At 50.2% G+C, this 19,280-nt stretch carries 34 protein-coding genes and 1 pseudogene; 30 read left to right on the top strand and 5 right to left on the bottom strand.

The genetic code is table 11. The features are described from left to right. Positions 1–12: 12 nt before the first annotated feature. The 30 genes and pseudogenes from rplC (at position 13) to GJ746_RS23040 (ending at position 14,532) form a co-directional block, all read left to right on the top strand. Complete coding sequence (rplC, locus tag GJ746_RS23185) at positions 13–642, top strand: 50S ribosomal protein L3 (protein ID WP_004106354.1); 630 nt, start codon at positions 13–15, stop codon at positions 640–642. Between the two features lie 10 nt (positions 643–652). Next, entirely contained in the window at positions 653–1,258 is a 606-nt protein-coding gene (gene rplD, locus GJ746_RS23180; protein WP_003031119.1) for a 50S ribosomal protein L4, read from the top strand. Then, a complete protein-coding gene (rplW, locus tag GJ746_RS23175) occupies positions 1,255–1,557 on the top strand; it encodes a 50S ribosomal protein L23 (protein WP_000617546.1) in 303 nt (100 codons plus the stop codon). Before rplD ends, rplW begins: the two co-directional genes overlap by 4 nt. A gap of 17 nt (positions 1,558–1,574) precedes the next feature. After that, a complete protein-coding gene (gene rplB, locus GJ746_RS23170) occupies positions 1,575–2,396 on the top strand; it encodes a 50S ribosomal protein L2 (protein ID WP_042312092.1) in 822 nt (273 codons plus the stop codon). Positions 2,397–2,412: 16 nt separating this feature from the next. Continuing rightward, positions 2,413–2,691, top strand: a complete 279-nt coding sequence (gene rpsS / locus GJ746_RS23165; protein ID WP_001138117.1) for a 30S ribosomal protein S19 — start codon at positions 2,413–2,415, stop codon at positions 2,689–2,691. 14 nt (positions 2,692–2,705) lie between these two features. Continuing rightward, on the top strand, positions 2,706–3,038 hold the full coding sequence (gene rplV / locus GJ746_RS23160) for a 50S ribosomal protein L22 (RefSeq protein ID WP_002919773.1): 333 nt from the start codon (positions 2,706–2,708) through the stop codon (positions 3,036–3,038). Between the two features lie 17 nt (positions 3,039–3,055). Further along, positions 3,056–3,754: a 30S ribosomal protein S3 gene (rpsC, locus tag GJ746_RS23155; RefSeq protein ID WP_004106350.1), complete on the top strand. Its 699-nt coding sequence runs from the start codon at positions 3,056–3,058 to the stop codon at positions 3,752–3,754. 12 nt (positions 3,755–3,766) lie between these two features. Continuing rightward, entirely contained in the window at positions 3,767–4,177 is a 411-nt protein-coding gene (rplP, locus tag GJ746_RS23150) for a 50S ribosomal protein L16 (protein WP_002919759.1), read from the top strand. Then, positions 4,177–4,368 carry a 50S ribosomal protein L29 gene (gene rpmC / locus GJ746_RS23145; protein ID WP_002919754.1) on the top strand — a complete coding sequence of 64 codons (192 nt, stop codon included), beginning with the start codon at positions 4,177–4,179 and terminating at the stop codon, positions 4,366–4,368. Before rplP ends, rpmC begins: the two co-directional genes overlap by 1 nt. Next, positions 4,368–4,622, top strand: a complete 255-nt coding sequence (gene rpsQ / locus GJ746_RS23140; protein WP_004106347.1) for a 30S ribosomal protein S17 — start codon at positions 4,368–4,370, stop codon at positions 4,620–4,622. The genes rpmC and rpsQ overlap by 1 nt, the downstream gene beginning before the upstream one ends. A 165-nt stretch (positions 4,623–4,787) precedes the next feature. Continuing rightward, a complete protein-coding gene (gene rplN / locus GJ746_RS23135) occupies positions 4,788–5,159 on the top strand; it encodes a 50S ribosomal protein L14 (protein ID WP_000613954.1) in 372 nt (123 codons plus the stop codon). Between the two features lie 10 nt (positions 5,160–5,169). Next, positions 5,170–5,484 (top strand): 50S ribosomal protein L24, encoded by a 315-nt coding sequence (gene rplX, locus GJ746_RS23130; protein ID WP_004106345.1) that lies wholly within the window; start codon positions 5,170–5,172, stop codon positions 5,482–5,484. Positions 5,485–5,498: 14 nt separating this feature from the next. Further along, a complete protein-coding gene (gene rplE, locus GJ746_RS23125; protein ID WP_001096202.1) occupies positions 5,499–6,038 on the top strand; it encodes a 50S ribosomal protein L5 in 540 nt (179 codons plus the stop codon). A 14-nt stretch (positions 6,039–6,052) separates the two neighbouring features. Continuing rightward, positions 6,053–6,358 (top strand): 30S ribosomal protein S14, encoded by a 306-nt coding sequence (gene rpsN / locus GJ746_RS23120; RefSeq protein ID WP_002919667.1) that lies wholly within the window; start codon positions 6,053–6,055, stop codon positions 6,356–6,358. 33 nt (positions 6,359–6,391) lie between these two features. After that, on the top strand, positions 6,392–6,784 hold the full coding sequence (rpsH, locus tag GJ746_RS23115) for a 30S ribosomal protein S8 (protein WP_004106343.1): 393 nt from the start codon (positions 6,392–6,394) through the stop codon (positions 6,782–6,784). A gap of 12 nt (positions 6,785–6,796) precedes the next feature. Continuing rightward, positions 6,797–7,330, top strand: coding sequence for a 50S ribosomal protein L6 (gene rplF, locus GJ746_RS23110; protein WP_154682264.1), 534 nt, complete (start codon positions 6,797–6,799; stop codon positions 7,328–7,330). Between the two features lie 9 nt (positions 7,331–7,339). Next, positions 7,340–7,693, top strand: a complete 354-nt coding sequence (rplR, locus tag GJ746_RS23105) for a 50S ribosomal protein L18 (RefSeq protein WP_000358960.1) — start codon at positions 7,340–7,342, stop codon at positions 7,691–7,693. Between the two features lie 14 nt (positions 7,694–7,707). After that, positions 7,708–8,211, top strand: a complete 504-nt coding sequence (rpsE, locus tag GJ746_RS23100; RefSeq protein ID WP_004106339.1) for a 30S ribosomal protein S5 — start codon at positions 7,708–7,710, stop codon at positions 8,209–8,211. Positions 8,212–8,214: 3 nt separating this feature from the next. Then, positions 8,215–8,394: a 50S ribosomal protein L30 gene (gene rpmD / locus GJ746_RS23095; RefSeq protein ID WP_001140434.1), complete on the top strand. Its 180-nt coding sequence runs from the start codon at positions 8,215–8,217 to the stop codon at positions 8,392–8,394. Between the two features lie 3 nt (positions 8,395–8,397). After that, positions 8,398–8,832: a 50S ribosomal protein L15 gene (gene rplO, locus GJ746_RS23090; RefSeq protein ID WP_004106336.1), complete on the top strand. Its 435-nt coding sequence runs from the start codon at positions 8,398–8,400 to the stop codon at positions 8,830–8,832. Between the two features lie 7 nt (positions 8,833–8,839). After that, complete coding sequence (gene secY / locus GJ746_RS23085) at positions 8,840–10,171, top strand: preprotein translocase subunit SecY (RefSeq protein WP_004106334.1); 1,332 nt, start codon at positions 8,840–8,842, stop codon at positions 10,169–10,171. 31 nt (positions 10,172–10,202) lie between these two features. Beyond that, positions 10,203–10,319 carry a 50S ribosomal protein L36 gene (gene rpmJ / locus GJ746_RS23080; RefSeq protein ID WP_000868187.1) on the top strand — a complete coding sequence of 39 codons (117 nt, stop codon included), beginning with the start codon at positions 10,203–10,205 and terminating at the stop codon, positions 10,317–10,319. 146 nt (positions 10,320–10,465) lie between these two features. Next, complete coding sequence (gene rpsM, locus GJ746_RS23075) at positions 10,466–10,822, top strand: 30S ribosomal protein S13 (RefSeq protein WP_138361777.1); 357 nt, start codon at positions 10,466–10,468, stop codon at positions 10,820–10,822. Positions 10,823–10,838: 16 nt separating this feature from the next. Next, positions 10,839–11,228: a 30S ribosomal protein S11 gene (rpsK, locus tag GJ746_RS23070; protein WP_004138423.1), complete on the top strand. Its 390-nt coding sequence runs from the start codon at positions 10,839–10,841 to the stop codon at positions 11,226–11,228. A gap of 33 nt (positions 11,229–11,261) precedes the next feature. After that, entirely contained in the window at positions 11,262–11,882 is a 621-nt protein-coding gene (rpsD, locus tag GJ746_RS23065) for a 30S ribosomal protein S4 (protein WP_004106330.1), read from the top strand. Between the two features lie 25 nt (positions 11,883–11,907). Next, the gene (locus tag GJ746_RS23060; RefSeq protein WP_002919219.1) at positions 11,908–12,897 is read left to right on the top strand and encodes a DNA-directed RNA polymerase subunit alpha; all 990 of its coding nucleotides are present in this window, start codon (positions 11,908–11,910) and stop codon (positions 12,895–12,897) included. Positions 12,898–12,937: 40 nt separating this feature from the next. Continuing rightward, complete coding sequence (rplQ, locus tag GJ746_RS23055) at positions 12,938–13,324, top strand: 50S ribosomal protein L17 (RefSeq protein ID WP_001216372.1); 387 nt, start codon at positions 12,938–12,940, stop codon at positions 13,322–13,324. A 107-nt stretch (positions 13,325–13,431) separates the two neighbouring features. Further along, a pseudogene (locus GJ746_RS23050) lies at positions 13,432–13,789 on the top strand (DUF1992 domain-containing protein). Further along, entirely contained in the window at positions 13,789–14,214 is a 426-nt protein-coding gene (gene zntR, locus GJ746_RS23045) for a Zn(2+)-responsive transcriptional regulator (protein WP_154682263.1), read from the top strand. The pseudogene GJ746_RS23050 and the gene zntR overlap by 1 nt, the downstream one beginning before the upstream one ends. Before the next feature lie 57 nt (positions 14,215–14,271). Next, positions 14,272–14,532 (top strand): alternative ribosome-rescue factor A, encoded by a 261-nt coding sequence (locus GJ746_RS23040; protein ID WP_154682262.1) that lies wholly within the window; start codon positions 14,272–14,274, stop codon positions 14,530–14,532. Here GJ746_RS23040 and mscL read toward each other — a convergent pair. The 5 genes from mscL to def form a co-directional block, all read right to left on the bottom strand. After that, on the bottom strand, positions 14,486–14,899 hold the full coding sequence (gene mscL, locus GJ746_RS23035) for a large-conductance mechanosensitive channel protein MscL (RefSeq protein ID WP_154682261.1): 414 nt from the start codon (positions 14,897–14,899) through the stop codon (positions 14,486–14,488). The two genes, GJ746_RS23040 and mscL, sit on opposite strands and share 47 nt — an antisense overlap. A gap of 140 nt (positions 14,900–15,039) precedes the next feature. Continuing rightward, complete coding sequence (trkA, locus tag GJ746_RS23030) at positions 15,040–16,416, bottom strand: Trk system potassium transporter TrkA (protein WP_154682260.1); 1,377 nt, start codon at positions 16,414–16,416, stop codon at positions 15,040–15,042. Positions 16,417–16,437: 21 nt separating this feature from the next. After that, the gene (gene rsmB, locus GJ746_RS23025) at positions 16,438–17,727 is read right to left on the bottom strand and encodes a 16S rRNA (cytosine(967)-C(5))-methyltransferase RsmB (protein ID WP_154682259.1); all 1,290 of its coding nucleotides are present in this window, start codon (positions 17,725–17,727) and stop codon (positions 16,438–16,440) included. Positions 17,728–17,779: 52 nt separating this feature from the next. Further along, positions 17,780–18,727, bottom strand: coding sequence for a methionyl-tRNA formyltransferase (gene fmt, locus GJ746_RS23020; protein ID WP_154682258.1), 948 nt, complete (start codon positions 18,725–18,727; stop codon positions 17,780–17,782). A gap of 14 nt (positions 18,728–18,741) precedes the next feature. Then, on the bottom strand, positions 18,742–19,251 hold the full coding sequence (def, locus tag GJ746_RS23015; protein WP_154682257.1) for a peptide deformylase: 510 nt from the start codon (positions 19,249–19,251) through the stop codon (positions 18,742–18,744). Between the last annotated feature and the right edge of the window lie 29 nt (positions 19,252–19,280).

Genomic DNA, 19,280 nt, shown 5'->3' with positions numbered 1-19,280 from the left:
GAGGTTGAAACAATGATTGGTTTAGTCGGTAAAAAAGTGGGCATGACCCGCATCTTCACTGAAGATGGCGTATCTATCCCAGTAACCGTAATCGAAGTTGAAGCAAACCGCGTTACTCAGGTTAAAGATCTGGCTAACGATGGCTACCGTGCCGTTCAGGTTACCACTGGTGCTAAAAAAGCTAACCGTGTAACCAAACCGGAAGCGGGTCACTTCGCTAAAGCTGGCGTTGAAGCTGGCCGTGGTCTGTGGGAATTCCGTCTGGCTGACGGCGAAGAATTCACCGTAGGTCAGGATATTAGCGTTGAGCTGTTTGCTGACGTTAAAAAAGTTGACGTAACCGGTACCTCTAAAGGTAAAGGTTTTGCTGGTACCGTTAAGCGCTGGAACTTCCGTACCCAGGACGCTACTCACGGTAACTCCTTGTCCCACCGCGTTCCGGGTTCTATCGGTCAGAACCAGACTCCGGGCAAAGTGTTCAAAGGCAAGAAAATGGCAGGTCAGCTGGGTAACGAACGTGTCACCGTTCAGAGCCTGGACGTAGTACGTGTTGACGCTGAGCGCAACCTGCTGCTGGTTAAAGGTGCGGTCCCGGGTGCAACCGGTAGCGACCTGATCGTTAAACCAGCTGTGAAGGCGTAAGGGGATAGCAATGGAATTAGTATTGAAAGACGCGCAGAGCGCGCTGACTGTTTCCGAAACTACCTTCGGTCGTGATTTCAACGAAGCGCTGGTTCACCAGGTTGTAGTTGCTTATGCAGCTGGTGCTCGTCAGGGTACTCGTGCTCAGAAGACTCGTGCTGAAGTAACTGGTTCAGGCAAAAAGCCGTGGCGCCAGAAAGGTACCGGCCGTGCGCGTTCAGGTTCTATCAAGAGCCCGATCTGGCGTTCAGGTGGCGTGACCTTCGCTGCTCGTCCGCAGGACCACAGTCAAAAAGTTAACAAAAAGATGTACCGCGGCGCGCTGAAAAGCATCCTGTCCGAACTGGTACGTCAGGATCGTCTGATCGTTGTCGAATCTTTCTCTGTAGAAGCGCCTAAAACTAAGCTGCTGGCACAGAAACTGAAAGACATGGCTCTGGAAGATGTGCTGATCATCACCGGTGAGCTGGACGAGAACCTGTTCCTTGCTGCGCGCAACCTGCACAAGGTTGACGTACGTGATGCAACTGGTATCGACCCGGTTAGCCTGATCGCCTTCGACAAAGTCGTAATGACTGCTGATGCTGTTAAGCAAGTTGAGGAGATGCTGGCATGATTCGTGAAGAACGTCTGCTGAAGGTGCTGCGCGCACCGCACGTTTCTGAAAAAGCGTCTACTGCGATGGAAAAAACTAACACCATCGTTCTCAAAGTTGCTAAAGACGCGACCAAAGCAGAGATCAAAGCTGCTGTGCAGAAACTGTTTGAAGTCGAAGTCGAAGTCGTTAACACCCTGGTTGTTAAAGGGAAAGTTAAACGTCACGGACAGCGTATCGGTCGTCGTAGCGACTGGAAAAAAGCTTACGTCACCCTGAAGGAAGGCCAGAATCTGGACTTCGTCGGCGGCGCTGAGTAAGTCGGAGGAGTAATACAATGGCAGTTGTTAAATGTAAACCGACATCTCCGGGTCGTCGCCACGTTGTTAAAGTGGTCAACCCAGAGCTGCACAAGGGCAAACCTTTTGCTCCGCTGGTTGAAAAAAACAGCAAATCCGGTGGTCGTAACAACAATGGCCGTATCACCACTCGTCATATCGGTGGTGGTCACAAACAGGCCTACCGTATTGTTGACTTCAAACGCAACAAAGATGGTATCCCGGCAATTGTTGAGCGTCTTGAGTACGATCCGAACCGCTCCGCGAACATCGCGCTGGTTCTGTACAAAGACGGTGAGCGCCGTTACATTCTGGCCCCTAAAGGCCTGAAAGCTGGCGACCAGATTCAGTCTGGCGTTGATGCTGCAATCAAAGCAGGCAACACCCTGCCGATGCGCAATATCCCGGTTGGTTCTACCGTTCATAACGTAGAAATGAAACCAGGTAAAGGCGGTCAGCTGGCTCGTTCCGCTGGTACTTACGTTCAGATCGTTGCTCGCGATGGTGCTTATGTCACTCTGCGTCTGCGTTCTGGTGAAATGCGTAAAGTCGAAGCAGACTGCCGCGCTACTCTGGGCGAAGTTGGCAATGCTGAGCATATGCTGCGCGTTCTGGGTAAAGCAGGTGCTGCACGCTGGCGTGGTGTTCGTCCTACCGTTCGCGGTACTGCGATGAACCCAGTCGACCACCCACATGGTGGTGGTGAAGGTCGTAACTTTGGTAAGCACCCGGTAACTCCGTGGGGCGTTCAGACCAAAGGTAAGAAGACCCGCAGCAACAAGCGTACTGATAAATTCATCGTACGTCGCCGTAGCAAATAATTTTAGAGGATAAGCCATGCCACGTTCTCTCAAGAAAGGTCCTTTTATTGACCTGCACTTGCTGAAGAAGGTAGAGAAAGCGGTGGAAAGCGGAGACAAGAAGCCCCTGCGCACTTGGTCCCGTCGTTCAACGATCTTTCCTAACATGATCGGTTTGACCATCGCTGTCCATAATGGTCGTCAGCACGTTCCAGTTTTTGTTACCGACGAAATGGTTGGTCACAAACTGGGTGAATTCGCACCGACTCGTACTTATCGCGGCCACGCTGCTGATAAAAAAGCGAAGAAGAAATAAGGTAGGAGGAAGAGATGGAAACTTTAGCTCAACATCGCCATGCTCGTTCTTCTGCTCAGAAGGTTCGCCTTGTTGCTGACCTGATTCGCGGTAAGAAAGTGTCGCAGGCCCTGGATATTCTGACCTACACCAACAAGAAAGCTGCTGTACTGGTCAAGAAGGTACTGGAATCTGCCATTGCTAACGCTGAACACAACGATGGCGCTGACATCGATGATCTGAAAGTTGCGAAAATTTTCGTAGACGAAGGCCCAAGCATGAAGCGCATTATGCCGCGTGCTAAAGGTCGTGCAGATCGCATCCTGAAGCGCACCAGCCACATTACTGTGGTTGTGTCCGATCGCTGAGACTCTGGAGACTAGCAATGGGTCAGAAAGTACATCCTAATGGTATTCGCCTGGGTATTGTAAAACCATGGAACTCTACCTGGTTTGCGAACACCAAAGAATTCGCTGACAACCTGGACAGCGATTTTAAAGTACGTCAGTACCTGACTAAGGAACTGGCGAAAGCGTCTGTATCTCGTATCGTTATCGAGCGTCCGGCTAAGAGCATCCGTGTGACCATTCACACTGCTCGCCCGGGTATCGTTATCGGTAAGAAAGGCGAAGACGTAGAAAAACTGCGCAAGGTCGTCGCGGATCTCGCTGGCGTTCCTGCACAGATCAATATTGCCGAAGTTCGTAAGCCTGAACTGGACGCTAAATTGGTTGCTGACAGCATCACTTCTCAGCTGGAACGTCGCGTTATGTTCCGTCGTGCTATGAAGCGTGCTGTACAGAACGCAATGCGTCTGGGCGCTAAAGGTATCAAAGTTGAAGTTAGCGGCCGTCTGGGCGGCGCGGAAATCGCACGTACCGAATGGTACCGTGAAGGTCGCGTACCGCTGCACACTCTGCGTGCTGACATCGACTACAACACCTCTGAAGCGCACACCACTTACGGTGTAATCGGCGTTAAGGTATGGATCTTCAAAGGTGAGATCCTGGGTGGTATGGCTGCTGTTGAACAACCGGAACCGGCTGCTCAACCTAAAAAGCAGCAGCGTAAAGGCCGTAAATAAGGAGCGTCGCTGATGTTACAACCAAAGCGTACAAAATTCCGTAAAGTGCACAAAGGCCGCAACCGTGGTCTGGCGCAGGGTACGGATGTTAGCTTCGGCACTTTCGGTCTGAAAGCTGTTGGCCGTGGTCGTCTGACTGCACGTCAGATCGAAGCAGCACGTCGTGCTATGACCCGTGCAGTTAAGCGTCAAGGTAAGATCTGGATCCGTGTATTCCCGGACAAACCGATTACCGAGAAGCCGCTGGAAGTTCGTATGGGTAAAGGTAAAGGTAACGTGGAGTACTGGGTTGCCTTGATTCAGCCGGGTAAAGTCCTTTATGAAATGGACGGCGTACCGGAAGAGCTGGCCCGTGAAGCATTCGGCCTGGCAGCAGCGAAACTGCCGATCAAAACCACCTTTGTAACTAAGACGGTGATGTAATGAAAGCAAAAGAGCTGCGTGAAAAAAGCGTTGAAGAGCTGAACGCTGAGCTGCTGAACCTGCTGCGTGAGCAGTTCAACCTGCGTATGCAGGCTGCAAGTGGCCAGCTGCAACAGACTCATCTGCTGAAGCAAGTGCGTCGTGATGTTGCACGCGTTAAGACTTTACTGACTCAGAAGGCGGGTGCGTAATGACCGATAAAATCCGTACTCTGCAAGGTCGCGTGGTTAGCGACAAAATGGAAAAATCCATTGTTGTTGCTATCGAACGTATGGTGAAACACCCGGTATACGGCAAATTCATCAAGCGTACGACCAAACTGCACGTACATGACGAGAACAACGAATGCGGTATCGGTGACGTGGTTGAAATCCGCGAATGCCGTCCGCTGTCCAAGACTAAGTCCTGGACGCTGGTTCGCGTTGTAGAGAAAGCGGTTCTGTAATACAGTACGCGTTCTCGATACGGATAAACGGCTCAGCGATGAGCCGTTTATTTTTTCTACCCATATTGCAGAAGCGGTGTTATAATGCCGCGCCCTCGATATGGGGCTTTTTTAACGACCCTATTTTTGGGTCTCAGTAGTAGTTGACATTAGCGGAGCACTAAAATGATCCAAGAACAGACTATGCTGAACGTCGCCGACAACTCCGGTGCACGTCGCGTAATGTGTATCAAGGTTCTGGGTGGCTCGCACCGTCGCTACGCAGGCGTAGGCGACATCATCAAGATCACCATCAAAGAAGCAATTCCGCGTGGTAAGGTCAAAAAAGGTGATGTGCTGAAGGCGGTAGTGGTGCGCACCAAGAAGGGTGTTCGTCGCCCGGACGGTTCTGTCATTCGCTTCGATGGTAATGCATGCGTTATTTTAAACAATAACAGCGAGCAGCCTATCGGTACGCGTATTTTTGGGCCGGTAACTCGTGAACTTCGTAACGAGAAGTTCATGAAAATTATCTCTCTGGCCCCAGAAGTACTCTAAGGAGCGAATCATGGCAGCGAAAATCCGTCGTGATGACGAAGTTATCGTGTTAACCGGTAAAGATAAAGGTAAACGCGGTAAAGTTAAGAATGTCTTGTCTTCCGGCAAGCTCATTGTTGAAGGTATCAACCTGGTTAAGAAACACCAGAAGCCGGTTCCGGCTCTGAACCAACCGGGTGGCATCGTTGAAAAAGAAGCTGCTATTCAGGTTTCTAACGTTGCAATCTTCAATGCGGCAACCGGCAAGGCTGACCGTGTAGGCTTTAGATTCGAAGACGGCAAAAAAGTCCGTTTCTTCAAATCTAATAGCGAAACTATCAAGTAATTTGGAGTAGTACGATGGCGAAACTGCATGATTACTACAAAGACGAAGTAGTTAAAAAACTCATGACTGAGTTTAACTACAATTCTGTCATGCAAGTCCCTCGGGTCGAGAAGATCACCCTGAACATGGGTGTTGGTGAAGCGATCGCTGACAAGAAACTGCTGGATAACGCAGCAGCTGACCTGACAGCAATCTCCGGTCAAAAACCGCTGATCACCAAAGCACGCAAATCAGTTGCAGGCTTCAAAATCCGTCAGGGCTATCCGATCGGCTGTAAAGTAACTCTGCGTGGCGAACGCATGTGGGAGTTCTTTGAGCGCCTGATCACTATTGCTGTACCGCGTATCCGTGACTTCCGTGGCTTGTCCGCTAAGTCTTTCGACGGTCGTGGTAACTACAGCATGGGTGTCCGTGAGCAGATCATCTTCCCAGAAATCGACTACGATAAAGTCGACCGCGTTCGTGGTTTGGATATTACCATTACCACTACTGCGAAATCTGATGAAGAAGGCCGCGCTCTGCTGGCTGCCTTTGACTTCCCGTTCCGCAAGTAAGGTAGGGTTACTTAATGGCTAAGCAATCAATGAAAGCACGCGAAGTAAAGCGCGTGGCTTTAGCTGATAAATTCTTCGCTAAACGCGCTGAACTGAAAGCTATCATCTCTGATGTGAACGCAACCGACGAAGATCGTTGGAACGCTGTTCTCAAGCTGCAGACTCTGCCGCGTGATTCCAGCCCGTCTCGTCAGCGTAATCGCTGCCGTCAAACAGGTCGTCCGCATGGTTTCCTGCGGAAGTTCGGGTTGAGCCGTATCAAGGTCCGTGAAGCCGCAATGCGCGGTGAAATCCCGGGTCTGAAAAAGGCTAGCTGGTAATTGTCACCAATTGAATCACGGGAGTAAAGACAGATGAGCATGCAAGATCCGATCGCGGATATGCTGACCCGTATCCGTAACGGTCAGGCCGCGAATAAAGCTGCGGTCACCATGCCTTCCTCCAAGCTGAAAGTGGCAATTGCCAACGTGCTGAAGGAAGAAGGCTTTATTGAAGATTTTAAAGTTGAAGGCGACATCAAGCCGGAACTGGAACTGACTCTTAAGTATTTCCAGGGTAAAGCTGTTGTAGAAAGCATTCAGCGTGTCAGCCGCCCAGGTCTGCGCATCTACAAACGTAAAGATGAGCTGCCGAAAGTTATGGCGGGTCTGGGTATCGCGGTTATTTCTACCTCTAAAGGTGTTATGACTGATCGTGCAGCGCGCCAGGCTGGTCTTGGTGGCGAAATTATCTGCTACGTAGCCTAATCGGAGGAAAAAATGTCTCGTGTTGCTAAAGCACCGGTCGTTGTTCCTGCCGGCGTTGATGTAAAAATCAACGGTCAGGTTATTACGATCAAAGGTAAAAACGGCGAGCTGACTCGTACCCTCAACAATGCTGTTGAAGTTAAACATGCAGATAATGCTCTGACCTTCGGTCCGCGTGATGGTTACGCTGACGGTTGGGCTCAGGCTGGTACCGCGCGTGCCCTGCTGAACTCAATGGTTGTTGGTGTTACCGAAGGCTTCACTAAAAAGCTTCAGCTGGTTGGTGTAGGCTATCGTGCAGCGGTCAAAGGGGATGTAGTAAACCTGGCTTTAGGTTTCTCTCATCCTGTTGAGCATAAGCTGCCGGCCGGTATCACTGCAGAATGTCCGACTCAAACTGAAATCGTGCTGAAAGGCGCTGATAAGCAGGTGATCGGCCAGGTTGCAGCAGATCTGCGCGCCTACCGTCGTCCTGAGCCTTATAAAGGCAAGGGTGTTCGTTACGCCGACGAAGTCGTGCGTACCAAAGAGGCTAAGAAGAAGTAAGGTAACACTATGGATAAGAAATCTGCTCGTATCCGTCGTGCGACCCGCGCACGCCGCAAGCTCCAGGAGCTGGGTGCAACTCGCCTGGTGGTACATCGTACCCCGCGTCATATTTACGCACAGGTAATTGCACCGAACGGTTCTGAAGTTCTGGTAGCTGCTTCTACTGTAGAAAAAGCTATCGCTGAACAACTGAAGTACACCGGTAACAAAGACGCGGCAGCAGCTGTGGGTAAAGCTGTTGCTGAACGCGCTCTGGAAAAAGGCATCAAAGATGTTTCCTTTGACCGTTCCGGGTTCCAATATCATGGTCGTGTCCAGGCACTGGCAGATGCTGCCCGTGAAGCTGGCCTTCAGTTCTAAGGTAGAGGTGTAAGATGGCTCACATCGAAAAACAAGCTGGCGAACTGCAGGAAAAGCTGATCGCGGTTAACCGCGTATCTAAAACCGTTAAAGGTGGTCGTATTTTCTCCTTCACAGCTCTGACTGTAGTTGGTGATGGTAACGGTCGCGTCGGTTTTGGTTACGGTAAAGCGCGTGAAGTTCCAGCAGCGATCCAGAAAGCGATGGAAAAAGCCCGTCGCAATATGATTAACGTCGCGCTGAACCACGGCACCCTGCAACACCCGGTTAAAGGTGTTCACACGGGTTCTCGTGTATTCATGCAGCCAGCTTCCGAAGGTACCGGTATCATCGCCGGTGGTGCAATGCGCGCCGTTCTGGAAGTTGCTGGAGTTCATAACGTTCTGGCCAAAGCATATGGTTCCACTAACCCGATCAACGTGGTTCGTGCAACTATTGATGGTCTGGAAAATATGAATTCTCCAGAAATGGTCGCTGCCAAGCGTGGTAAATCCGTTGAAGAAATTCTGGGGAAATAAACCATGGCAAAGACTATTAAAATTACTCAAACCCGCAGTGCAATCGGTCGTCTGCCAAAACACAAGGCAACGCTGCTTGGCCTGGGTCTGCGTCGTATTGGTCACACCGTAGAGCGCGAGGATACTCCTGCTGTTCGTGGTATGGTCAACGCGGTTTCCTTCATGGTTAAAGTTGAGGAGTAAGAGATGCGTTTAAATACTCTGTCTCCGGCCGAAGGCTCCAAAAAGGCGGGTAAACGCCTGGGTCGTGGTATCGGTTCTGGCCTCGGTAAAACCGGTGGTCGTGGTCACAAAGGTCAGAACTCTCGTTCTGGCGGTGGCGTACGTCGCGGTTTCGAAGGCGGTCAGATGCCTCTGTACCGTCGTCTGCCGAAATTCGGCTTCACTTCTCGTAAAGCAATGATCACTGCAGAAGTTCGTCTGTCTGATCTGGCTCACGTAGAAGGCGATGTTATCGACCTGAACACGCTGAAAGCGGCTAACATTATCGGTATCCAGATCGAATTCGCGAAAGTGATCCTGTCTGGTGAAGTATCTCGTCCGGTAACTGTTCGTGGCCTGCGCGTGACTAAAGGTGCTCGTGCTGCTATCGAAGCTGCTGGCGGTAAAATTGAGGAATAAGTAGCAGATGGCTAAGCAACCGGGATTAGATTTTCAAAGTGCCAAAGGTGGGATTGGCGAACTGAAGCGCAGACTGTTGTTTGTAATCGGTGCGTTGATTGTGTTCCGTATTGGCTCTTTTATTCCGATCCCTGGTATTGATGCCGCTGTACTTGCCAAACTGCTTGAGCAACAGCGAGGCACCATCATTGAAATGTTTAACATGTTCTCTGGTGGTGCACTCAGCCGTGCTTCTATCTTTGCTTTGGGTATCATGCCGTATATTTCGGCATCGATTATCGTCCAGCTGTTAACGGTTGTTTATCAGCCGCTAGCAGAGCTGAAGAAAGAAGGGGAGTCTGGTCGTCGTAAGATCAGCCAGTACACCCGCTACGGTACTCTGGTGCTGGCGATATTCCAGTCGATCGGTATTGCTACCGGTCTACCGAATATGCCTGGTATGCAGGGCCTGGTGATTAATCCAGGCTTTGCATTCTATTTCACCGCTGTTGTTAGTCTGGTCTCAGGAACCATGTTCCTGATGTGGCTCGGCGAACAGATTACTGAACGTGGTATCGGTAACGGTATCTCAATCATTATCTTCGCCGGTATCGTTGCGGGTCTCCCGCCGGCCATAGCCCATACTATCGAGCAAGCGCGTCAAGGCGACCTGCACTTCCTCCTGTTGCTGTTGGTTGCAGTATTAGTATTTGCAGTGACCTTCTTTGTTGTATTCGTTGAGCGTGGCCAGCGCCGCATTGTGGTAAACTACGCAAAACGTCAACAGGGTCGTCGTGTCTATGCTGCACAGAGCACACATTTACCGCTGAAAGTGAATATGGCAGGGGTAATCCCGGCAATCTTCGCTTCCAGTATTATTCTGTTCCCGGCAACCATTACATCATGGTTCGGGGGCGGTACTGGTTGGAACTGGCTGACAACAATTTCGCTGTATTTGCAGCCTGGGCAACCGCTTTATGTGTTACTCTATGCGTCTGCAATCATCTTCTTCTGTTTCTTCTATACGGCGTTGGTTTTCAACCCGCGTGAAACAGCAGATAACCTGAAGAAGTCCGGTGCATTTGTACCAGGAATTCGTCCGGGAGAGCAAACGGCGAAGTATATCGATAAAGTAATGACTCGCCTGACTTTGGTCGGTGCGCTGTACATCACTTTTATCTGCCTGATCCCGGAGTTCATGCGTGATGCAATGAAAGTACCGTTCTACTTCGGTGGGACCTCACTGCTTATCGTTGTTGTCGTGATTATGGACTTTATGGCTCAAGTGCAAACTCTGATGATGTCAAGTCAGTATGAGTCTGCATTGAAGAAGGCGAACCTGAAAGGCTACGGCCGCTAACAGGGCGCCCGAGAAGTTACGGAGAGTAAAAATGAAAGTTCGTGCTTCCGTCAAGAAATTATGCCGTAACTGCAAAATCGTTAAGCGTGATGGCGTCATCCGCGTGATTTGCAGTGCCGAGCCGAAGCATAAACAGCGCCAAGGCTGATTTATTCGCATATTTTTCTTGCAAAGTTGGGTTGAGCTGGCTAGATTAGCCAGCCAATCTTTTGTATGTCTGTACGTTTCCATTTGAGTATCCTGAAAACGGGCTTTTCAGCATGGTGCGTACATATTAAATAGTAGGAGTGCATAGTGGCCCGTATAGCAGGCATTAACATTCCTGATCACAAACATACCGTAATCGCATTAACTGCTATTTTCGGTATCGGCAAGACCCGCTCTAAAGCCATCTGTGCTGACACGGGTATCGCTGAAAATGTTAAGATCAGTGAGCTGTCTGAAGAACAAATTGATTCCCTGCGTGAAGCGGTTGGTAAATTTGTCGTTGAAGGTGATCTGCGCCGTGAAATCACCCTGAGCATCAAGCGTCTGATGGACCTTGGTTGCTATCGTGGTTTACGCCATCGTCGTGGTCTTCCGGTTCGCGGTCAGCGTACTAAGACCAACGCACGTACCCGTAAGGGTCCGCGTAAACCGATCAAGAAATAATCGGGGTGATTGAATAATGGCAAAGGCACCAGTTCGTGCACGTAAGCGTGTAAGAAAACAAGTCTCTGATGGCGTGGCTCATGTCCATGCTTCTTTTAACAACACCATCGTTACCATTACCGATCGTCAAGGTAACGCACTGGGTTGGGCAACAGCCGGTGGTTCCGGTTTCCGTGGTTCTCGCAAATCCACTCCGTTTGCAGCTCAGGTTGCAGCAGAGCGTTGCGCTGAAGCCGTAAAAGAATACGGCATCAAGAATCTGGAAGTTATGGTCAAAGGTCCGGGTCCAGGTCGCGAATCTACTATTCGTGCACTGAACGCCGCTGGTTTCCGCATCACTAACATTACTGATGTGACTCCGATCCCTCATAACGGTTGTCGTCCGCCGAAAAAACGTCGCGTATAACGCGTTCGTTTCTAGGATTGTTGGAGAAAGAAAATGGCAAGATATTTGGGTCCTAAGCTCAAGCTGAGCCGTCGTGAGGGCACAGACCTGTTCCTTAAGTCTGGCGTTCGCGCGATCGATACCAAGTGTAAAATTGAACAAGCTCCTGGCCAGCACGGTGCGCGTAAACCGCGTCTGTCTGACTATGGTGTGCAGTTGCGTGAAAAGCAAAAAGTTCGCCGTATGTACGGTGTGCTGGAGCGTCAGTTCCGTAACTACTATAAAGAAGCAGCGCGTCTGAAAGGCAACACCGGTGAAAACCTGTTGACTCTGCTGGAAGGTCGTCTGGACAACGTTGTATACCGTATGGGCTTCGGCGCGACTCGTGCTGAATCACGTCAGCTGGTTAGCCATAAAGCTATCATGGTAAACGGTCGTGTTGTTAACATCGCTTCTTATCAGGTTAAAGCGAATGACGTTGTCAGCATTCGTGAGAAAGCGAAAAAGCAATCTCGCGTGAAAGCCGCTCTGGAGCTGGCTGAGCAGCGTGAAAAGCCAACCTGGCTGGAAGTTGATGCTGGCAAGATGGAAGGTACGTTCAAGCGTTTGCCGGAACGTTCTGATCTGTCTGCGGACATTAACGAACACCTGATCGTCGAGCTTTACTCCAAGTAAAGCTTAGTACCAAAGAGAGGACACAATGCAGGGTTCTGTGACAGAGTTTCTAAAACCGCGCCTGGTCGATATCGAGCAAGTGAGTTCGACGCACGCCAAGGTGACCCTTGAACCTTTAGAGCGTGGCTTTGGCCATACTCTGGGTAACGCACTGCGCCGTATTCTGCTCTCATCGATGCCGGGTTGCGCGGTGACCGAGGTTGAGATTGATGGTGTACTTCATGAGTACAGCACCAAAGAAGGCGTTCAGGAAGATATCCTTGAAATCCTGCTCAACCTGAAAGGGCTGGCGGTGAGAGTTCAGGGTAAAGATGAAGTCATCCTTACTTTGAACAAATCTGGCATTGGCCCTGTGACCGCAGCCGACATTACCCATGACGGTGATGTCGAAATCGTCAAGCCGCAACATGTGATCTGCCACCTGACCGATGAGAACGCAGCTATTAGCATGCGTATCAAAGTTCAGCGCGGTCGCGGTTATGTGCCGGCTTCTGCCCGAATTCATTCGGAAGAAGATGAGCGCCCAATCGGCCGTCTGCTGGTCGACGCATGCTACAGCCCGGTAGAGCGTATTGCCTACAATGTTGAAGCAGCGCGTGTAGAACAGCGTACCGACCTGGACAAGCTGGTCATCGAAATGGAAACCAACGGCACAATCGATCCTGAAGAGGCGATTCGTCGTGCGGCAACCATCCTGGCAGAACAACTGGAAGCTTTCGTTGATTTACGTGATGTACGTCAGCCGGAAGTGAAAGAAGAGAAACCAGAATTCGATCCGATCTTGCTGCGCCCTGTTGACGATCTCGAATTGACTGTCCGCTCTGCTAACTGCCTCAAGGCAGAAGCTATCCACTATATCGGTGATCTGGTACAGCGTACCGAGGTTGAGTTGCTGAAAACGCCGAACCTGGGTAAAAAATCTCTTACCGAGATTAAAGACGTGCTGGCTTCACGTGGTTTGTCTCTGGGCATGCGCCTGGAAAACTGGCCACCGGCAAGCATTGCTGACGAGTAACCGGATCACAGGTTAAGGTTTTACTGAGAAGGATAAGGTCATGCGCCATCGTAAGAGTGGTCGTCAACTGAACCGCAACAGCAGCCATCGCCAGGCTATGTTCCGTAACATGGCTGGTTCGCTGGTTCGTCATGAAATCATCAAGACGACCCTGCCGAAAGCGAAAGAACTGCGTCGCGTAGTTGAGCCGCTGATTACTCTTGCCAAGACTGATAGCGTTGCTAATCGTCGTCTGGCATTCGCCCGCACTCGTGATAACGAGATCGTGGCAAAACTGTTTAACGAGCTGGGCCCGCGTTTCGCGAGCCGCGCCGGTGGTTACACTCGTATTCTGAAGTGTGGTTTCCGTGCAGGCGACAACGCGCCGATGGCATACATCGAGCTGGTTGATCGCTCTGAGTCGAAAGCAGAAGCTGCTGCAGAGTAATCTGTAGTAACGTAAAAAAACCCGCTTCGGCGGGTTTTTTTATATTCTCTCTATTCCTGCTTGTTTAAAATGTCTGCATTATTTTTGTTCGTCGCCGGAGCCTTCTGATGTGGTTACTGGATCAATGGGCAGAACGCCATATTCTTGATGCACAGCGTAAAGGTGAGTTAGATAACCTTCCGGGAAGTGGGGAACCGCTGGCCCTGGACGATGATTCACATGTACCGCCTGAGCTGCGTGCAGGTTATCGGTTACTCAAGAATGCAGGCTGTTTACCTCCCGAACTTGAATCTCGTAAAGAAGCGGTAATGCTCACTGACTTACTGAGAGGTGTGGAGGAGAGCGATCCGCGCTATTCGGAACTGAGCCGTCGTCTGGCGCTACTCGAATTAAAGCTGAGACAGGCGGGCCTGACGTGGCGACTATGCTGATAAGTTGCTACATAAGATTAACGAGGAGCGATAATGTACCGTATTGGCGAACTGGCAAAATTGGCTGACGTTACTCCCGACACCATCCGCTACTATGAAAAGCAGCAGATGATGGATCATAATGTGCGCACTGAAGGTGGATTTCGTCTCTATTCTGATAACGACCTGCAGAGACTGCGTTTTATTCGCTATGCCCGGCAGCTGGGATTTACCCTGGAATCGATCCGCGAACTTCTCTCGATCCGCATCGATCCTGAACATCATACCTGTCAGGAATCTAAAGGTATTGTACAGGCCCGTTTGAGTGAAGTTGAATCGCGGATTAAAGAACTACAGACCATGCGCCGCTCATTGCAGCGCCTTAATGATGCCTGTTGTGGTACTGCGCACAGCAGCGTCTATTGTTCAATTCTTGAAGCGCTTGAGCAGGGCGCCAGCAGTCAAAATACGGCGCGTTGATTTTTTCATCATACGCGTCTACACTCACGCCGATTGTTCTACTAATCTGGAGAATTTATGAGCCGCTATCAACACACTAAAGGGCAAATAAAAGATAACGCTATAGAGGCATTACTTCATGACCCATTATTCAGACAGCGAGTCGAAAAGAATAAGAAGGGGAAAGGTAGTTATCAAAGAAAAGAAAAATATGCAGGGTGGGATGGTCGGGAGGCCAGCGGTAAGAAAGTAACTAACTTTTTTACCGCTGGCCTCCTGCTTTTGAAGCTGATTAAGAACGATTGTTCTGTTCTTTTAACAGGTCGCGAATTTCGCTAAGCAGAACTTCTTCTTTAGTCGGAGCCGGTGGCGCTGCCGGAGCCTCTTCTTTTTTCCTGTTCAATTTATTTATCAGTTTGATTGCCATAAAAATAGCAAACGCTACGATAATAAAATCGAAGACATTCTGGATGAATACGCCATAGTGCATTACGACAGCCGGAATATCGCCCTGGGCATCCCGCAGCGTGACAGCAAACTGTTTAAAGTCGATTCCGCCAATGAGCAAGCCTAATGGCGGCATAATAATATCGGCGACTAGCGACGATACGATTTTACCAAATGCTGCACCAATGATGACACCGACTGCCAAATCAACCACGTTTCCGCGCATCGCAAATTCGCGAAATTCTTTTAAAAAACTCATTTTATTCTCCTTGAGCCAGCTAACACTGATAAGTTTAACAAATGTATTCCTATTTTCCATTGTTGGTAAATAATTGCAGGAAAATATTATCCCTTGATATATAAGGGATAAAAGAAAGGCGTCTTACGGACGCCTGTAAACTATAGAAAGAAAGGGCTTGGCTGGAATAGTCTCTCGACATCTGAGATAAATTTTTTGTCAGTCAGGAACATAACTACATGGTCCCCCTGCTCAATGCGCAAATTGTTATTAGCTATCATGACATCATTGCCGCGTACAACTGCGCCGATAATTGTTCCGGGGGGTAGCTTAATCTCATCGATTGAGCGACCAACAACTCGTGAAGTACTTTCATCTCCGTGCGCTACAGCTTCAATGGCCTCAGCAACGCCGCGACGTAGTGAGGAAACGCCAACGATATCCGCTTTGCGGACATGGCTAAGAAGGGCTGATATTGTTGCCTGCTGCGGTGATATTGCAATATCGATCACGCTTCCCTGAACAAGATCAACGTAGGCCCGGCGTTGAATCAGGACCATCACTTTTTTGGCGCCCATCCGCTTGGCGAGCATTGCGGACATAATATTAGCTTCATCATCGTTGGTGACGGCAATGAAAAGATCGACTTGATCGATGTGCTCTTCAGCCAGCAATTCCTGATCTGAAGCATCGCCATAAAAGACGATAGTGTTTTGTAACTTTTCGGCAAGTTCGGCGGCACGCTGTTGATTACGTTCAATAAGTTTGACGCTGTAGTCTTTCTCCAGCTTATGGGCGAGACCGGCACCAATATTTCCGCCCCCAACCAGCATGATGCGCTTATAAGGTTTTTCCAGGCGCTGAAGTTCGCTCATCACTGCTCGAATATGCTGCGATGCGGCGATAAAAAATACCTCGTCCCCGGCCTCAACAATCGTTGAACCTTGTGGTCTGATAGGGCGATCGTGGCGGAAAATAGCCGCTACCCGAGTTTCGATATGCGGCATATGTTCACGCATTGTTGAAAGCGCGTTTCCGACCAAAGGACCGCCATAATAGGCTTTCACGACGGCCAGACTGACTTTGCCTTCAGCAAAATTGACAACCTGCAATGCGCCTGGATACTCAATCAGGCGGTAAATACTGTCAATAACCAGCTGTTCTGGAGCGATTAGGTGATCGATAGGCACCGCTTCTGAATGGAAAAGTTTTTCGGCATCTCGTACATAATCCGGCGAACGGATGCGGGCAATGCGATTAGGCGTATTAAACAGCGAATAGGCAACCTGGCACGCTACCATGTTGGTCTCATCTGAGCTGGTCACAGCAACCAGCATGTCAGCATCATCTGCGCCGGCCTCGCGCAACACGCGCGGATGCGAGCCATGACCCTGAACGACCCGGAGATCAAATTTGTCCTGAAGGCTGCGAAGACGATCGCCATTAGTATCGACCAGCGTAATATCGTTGTTCTCACCGACGAGATTTTCAGCCAGAGTTCCGCCAACCTGTCCTGCGCCCAATATGATAATTTTCATTAGTCGCGACCCGTTACCTCATTACTTTTTGATTAGCTTAGCGTAAAAGAAACCATCACCCTCTTCGGCACCTGGCAAATTTTGCTGTCCCGGTAAATCAGGGGTTCCTGTTTCGCTAAGCACCGCATCAGCTGTACGTTGCAGAAAGGCCTTAATTTGCTGGCCGTTCTCTTCTGGTAATATGGAACAGGTCGCATAAACCAGAGTACCGCCGGATTTCAGATGCGGCCATACGGCATCAAGAATTTCAGACTGTAGTTGAGCGAGTTCTGCGATATCCCGATCGCGGCGTAGCCACTTGATATCCGGGTGGCGGCGAATAACTCCGGTAGCGGAACAAGGGGCATCGAGTAGAATACGATCGAATTGCTGCTCTCCACACCACTGGGCTGGATAGCGGCCATCGCCTTGTTTTACGGTTGCCTTCATTCCCAGGCGCTTCAGGTTGTCATAGACGCGGGAAAGTCTCTGCTCATCAATATCAACGGCCAGAACCAGTGCTTCGGGAGCTGCTTCGAGAATATGCGTGGTCTTGCCGCCAGGTGCAGCGCATAGATCCAGAATTTGCTCGCCGTTTTTTGGCGTAAGGAACGTGATGCAGCCCTGGGCGGAGGCATCCTGCACGGTAACCCACCCTTCTTCAAATCCGGGTAAGACATGGACAGGAACCGGTGTTTCCAGACGTACCGCGTCGGGATAAGCGGGATGAGTAAAACCTTTCATGCCCGCCTCTTCCAGCAATGCCAGCCAACTATCGCGCGAATGATGCCGTTTATTCACCCGCAACCACATCGGCGGGCGCTGGTTATTCGCTTCGATAATAGCTTCCCACTGCGTGGGATATGCCTTCTGCAGACGTTTCAGCAACCAGGAGGGGTGCAAAAAGCGGGCTTCACTGCGAGAAAATTCAGACATCAGCTCTTCCTGCTGACGTTGAAACTGTCGTAATACGCCGTTAATTAATCCCTTGAGCTGGGGGCGTTTGATGACAACAGCGCCTTCAACCGTTTCCGCTAATGCTGCGTGAGGGGGGATGCGGGTGTATAACAGTTGATAAAAGCCCACCATAATCAGGTAGTGCACAGTACGCTGCTTACCCGTCATCGGACGAGACATGAGCTTATTGATCAGCCAATCTAGCTGCGGAAGCGTACGCAGGACGCCAAAGCATAGCTCCTGAAGTAGCGCTTTATCTTTATCGGATACCTTTTGTTGCAGCGAGGGCAGGACGTTGCTTAAGGATTGCCCTTGCTCGAGAACCTGTTCAACGGCTTGCGCCGCCAGACTGCGTAAATTGAGTTGTTTTTTCATAAGTACAAAAATAAAAATGCCCGGCAACACCGGGCGTATTAAGAAGGGGCCGTCAGACCAGACGGTTGCCAGGAGCGAACCACTCCCGGCGCGAGTTGAGGAGATCCTGGGCACTCATTGCTTTTTTACCGGCTGGCTGTAGCGACAGTAAATTCAAAATACCATCGCTGGTCGCAACCTGAATCCCTTGTTTTGTCGCTTCAATAATGGTCCCCGGTTCAGCTTTTGTTGCTGCATCAATAACGGATGCCTGCCAAACTTTTACCGGCTGACCATCAATTTCTATCCAGCTCATTGGCCACGGATTAAAGGCGCGAATGCAGCGTTCTAACTGCGCTGCCGACAGGGACCAGTCAATGCGCGCCTCTTCTTTGCTGAGTTTTTGTGCATGGGTCACCAGCGCTTCATCCTGAACAACCGGTTTTGCGGTGCCAGCGGCAAGTTGCTTAAGGGTTTCTATAAGACCCTGAGGTCCCAGGTTAGCCAGTTTGTCGTACAACGTTCCGCTGGTATCTTCTGCCGTAATTGGGCACGCAAGCTTATATAGCATATCGCCCGTATCAAGGCCGACATCCATCTGCATGATGGTTACACCAGTCTCGGTGTCGCCAGCCCAGAGAGAGCGTTGAATTGGTGCTGCACCGCGCCAGCGCGGAAGTAGAGAACCGTGTACGTTGATGCAGCCCAGACGTGGCATATCCAGTACGGCTTTGGGCAGAAGTAGCCCATAGGCTACGACAACCATAACGTCTGCGCCCAGGCCAGAGACTAATTGCTGGTTTTCCTGAGGACGTAGCGAGGCGGGCTGGAATACCTGTATGCCTTTCTCTTCCGCTAGTACCTTCACCGGACTGGGCATAAGTTTTTTACCACGACCAGCCGGACGGTCCGGTTGGGTAAACACGCCAACGATGTTATGTCCAGAAGACAGCAAGGCGTCAAGATGACGCGCTGCAAAGTCTGGTGTACCCGCAAATATAATACGTAGTGAATCTGACACGTTAATTCTCGTCCTTAAGCTCGAGCATTCAGGCGATCAAGTTTCTCAACTTTCTGACGAATGCGTTGTTGCTTTAGCGGCGACAGGTAATCGATAAACAGTTTACCGACAAGGTGATCCATCTCATGCTGAATACAGATTGCCAGTAGTCCGTCAGCTTCCAGCTCAAAAGTTTTACCTTCACGATCGAGAGCGCGAATTTTCACTTTTTCAGCACGTGGCACTAAAGCACGTTGCTCAGGAATTGAGAGACAACCCTCTTCAATGCCGGTTTCTCCGCTCTTTTCAAGCAGTTCCGGGTTAATTAATACCAGCTGCTCGTCACGATTTTCGGACACGTCGATAACGATAATACGCTGATGAATATCCACCTGCGTTGCGGCCAGGCCGATACCTTCTTCAGCGTACATCGTCTCGAACATATCATCGACGATACGCTGAATTTCTGCATTTACTTCTTCAACCGGTTTTGCGACTTTGCGAAGACGCTCGTCCGGAATATGTAACACTTGCAAAACTGACATAGTTATCCAGAGTTGTGTTCAGGAGTTGG

Origin of the sequence: Klebsiella oxytoca, assembly GCF_009707385.1 — a bacterium.
Taxonomy (GTDB): domain Bacteria; phylum Pseudomonadota; class Gammaproteobacteria; order Enterobacterales; family Enterobacteriaceae; genus Klebsiella; species Klebsiella oxytoca_C.
The sequence above is the reverse complement of the archived record's forward strand: the minus strand, read 5'-3'. Positions and strand labels throughout refer to the sequence as shown.

Bases quoted from the DNA above. Each gene is read 5' to 3' on its own strand.
- rplB (WP_042312092.1), top strand. From the start codon at position 1,575: ATGGCAGTTGTTAAATGTAAACCGACATCTCCGGGTCGTCGCCACGTT.
- rplN (WP_000613954.1), top strand. From the start codon at position 4,788: ATGATCCAAGAACAGACTATGCTGAACGTCGCCGACAACTCCGGTGCA.
- rplQ (WP_001216372.1), top strand. From the start codon at position 12,938: ATGCGCCATCGTAAGAGTGGTCGTCAACTGAACCGCAACAGCAGCCAT.
- rpsH (WP_004106343.1), top strand. From the start codon at position 6,392: ATGAGCATGCAAGATCCGATCGCGGATATGCTGACCCGTATCCGTAAC.
- rpsQ (WP_004106347.1), top strand. From the start codon at position 4,368: ATGACCGATAAAATCCGTACTCTGCAAGGTCGCGTGGTTAGCGACAAA.
- GJ746_RS23060 (WP_002919219.1), top strand. From the start codon at position 11,908: ATGCAGGGTTCTGTGACAGAGTTTCTAAAACCGCGCCTGGTCGATATC.
- rplP (WP_002919759.1), top strand. From the start codon at position 3,767: ATGTTACAACCAAAGCGTACAAAATTCCGTAAAGTGCACAAAGGCCGC.
- rplW (WP_000617546.1), top strand. From the start codon at position 1,255: ATGATTCGTGAAGAACGTCTGCTGAAGGTGCTGCGCGCACCGCACGTT.
- rplF (WP_154682264.1), top strand. From the start codon at position 6,797: ATGTCTCGTGTTGCTAAAGCACCGGTCGTTGTTCCTGCCGGCGTTGAT.
- secY (WP_004106334.1), top strand. From the start codon at position 8,840: ATGGCTAAGCAACCGGGATTAGATTTTCAAAGTGCCAAAGGTGGGATT.
- rpsK (WP_004138423.1), top strand. From the start codon at position 10,839: ATGGCAAAGGCACCAGTTCGTGCACGTAAGCGTGTAAGAAAACAAGTC.
- rplC (WP_004106354.1), top strand. From the start codon at position 13: ATGATTGGTTTAGTCGGTAAAAAAGTGGGCATGACCCGCATCTTCACT.
- rsmB (WP_154682259.1), bottom strand. From the start codon at position 17,727: ATGAAAAAACAACTCAATTTACGCAGTCTGGCGGCGCAAGCCGTTGAA.
- zntR (WP_154682263.1), top strand. From the start codon at position 13,789: ATGTACCGTATTGGCGAACTGGCAAAATTGGCTGACGTTACTCCCGAC.
- rplD (WP_003031119.1), top strand. From the start codon at position 653: ATGGAATTAGTATTGAAAGACGCGCAGAGCGCGCTGACTGTTTCCGAA.
- GJ746_RS23040 (WP_154682262.1), top strand. From the start codon at position 14,272: ATGAGCCGCTATCAACACACTAAAGGGCAAATAAAAGATAACGCTATA.
- rpsN (WP_002919667.1), top strand. From the start codon at position 6,053: ATGGCTAAGCAATCAATGAAAGCACGCGAAGTAAAGCGCGTGGCTTTA.
- rpmJ (WP_000868187.1), top strand. From the start codon at position 10,203: ATGAAAGTTCGTGCTTCCGTCAAGAAATTATGCCGTAACTGCAAAATC.
- rplO (WP_004106336.1), top strand. From the start codon at position 8,398: ATGCGTTTAAATACTCTGTCTCCGGCCGAAGGCTCCAAAAAGGCGGGT.
- rplV (WP_002919773.1), top strand. From the start codon at position 2,706: ATGGAAACTTTAGCTCAACATCGCCATGCTCGTTCTTCTGCTCAGAAG.
- def (WP_154682257.1), bottom strand. From the start codon at position 19,251: ATGTCAGTTTTGCAAGTGTTACATATTCCGGACGAGCGTCTTCGCAAA.
- rpsD (WP_004106330.1), top strand. From the start codon at position 11,262: ATGGCAAGATATTTGGGTCCTAAGCTCAAGCTGAGCCGTCGTGAGGGC.
- rpsC (WP_004106350.1), top strand. From the start codon at position 3,056: ATGGGTCAGAAAGTACATCCTAATGGTATTCGCCTGGGTATTGTAAAA.
- rplR (WP_000358960.1), top strand. From the start codon at position 7,340: ATGGATAAGAAATCTGCTCGTATCCGTCGTGCGACCCGCGCACGCCGC.
- rplE (WP_001096202.1), top strand. From the start codon at position 5,499: ATGGCGAAACTGCATGATTACTACAAAGACGAAGTAGTTAAAAAACTC.
- rplX (WP_004106345.1), top strand. From the start codon at position 5,170: ATGGCAGCGAAAATCCGTCGTGATGACGAAGTTATCGTGTTAACCGGT.
- rpmC (WP_002919754.1), top strand. From the start codon at position 4,177: ATGAAAGCAAAAGAGCTGCGTGAAAAAAGCGTTGAAGAGCTGAACGCT.
- rpsS (WP_001138117.1), top strand. From the start codon at position 2,413: ATGCCACGTTCTCTCAAGAAAGGTCCTTTTATTGACCTGCACTTGCTG.
- mscL (WP_154682261.1), bottom strand. From the start codon at position 14,899: ATGAGTTTTTTAAAAGAATTTCGCGAATTTGCGATGCGCGGAAACGTG.
- trkA (WP_154682260.1), bottom strand. From the start codon at position 16,416: ATGAAAATTATCATATTGGGCGCAGGACAGGTTGGCGGAACTCTGGCT.
- rpsE (WP_004106339.1), top strand. From the start codon at position 7,708: ATGGCTCACATCGAAAAACAAGCTGGCGAACTGCAGGAAAAGCTGATC.
- rpmD (WP_001140434.1), top strand. From the start codon at position 8,215: ATGGCAAAGACTATTAAAATTACTCAAACCCGCAGTGCAATCGGTCGT.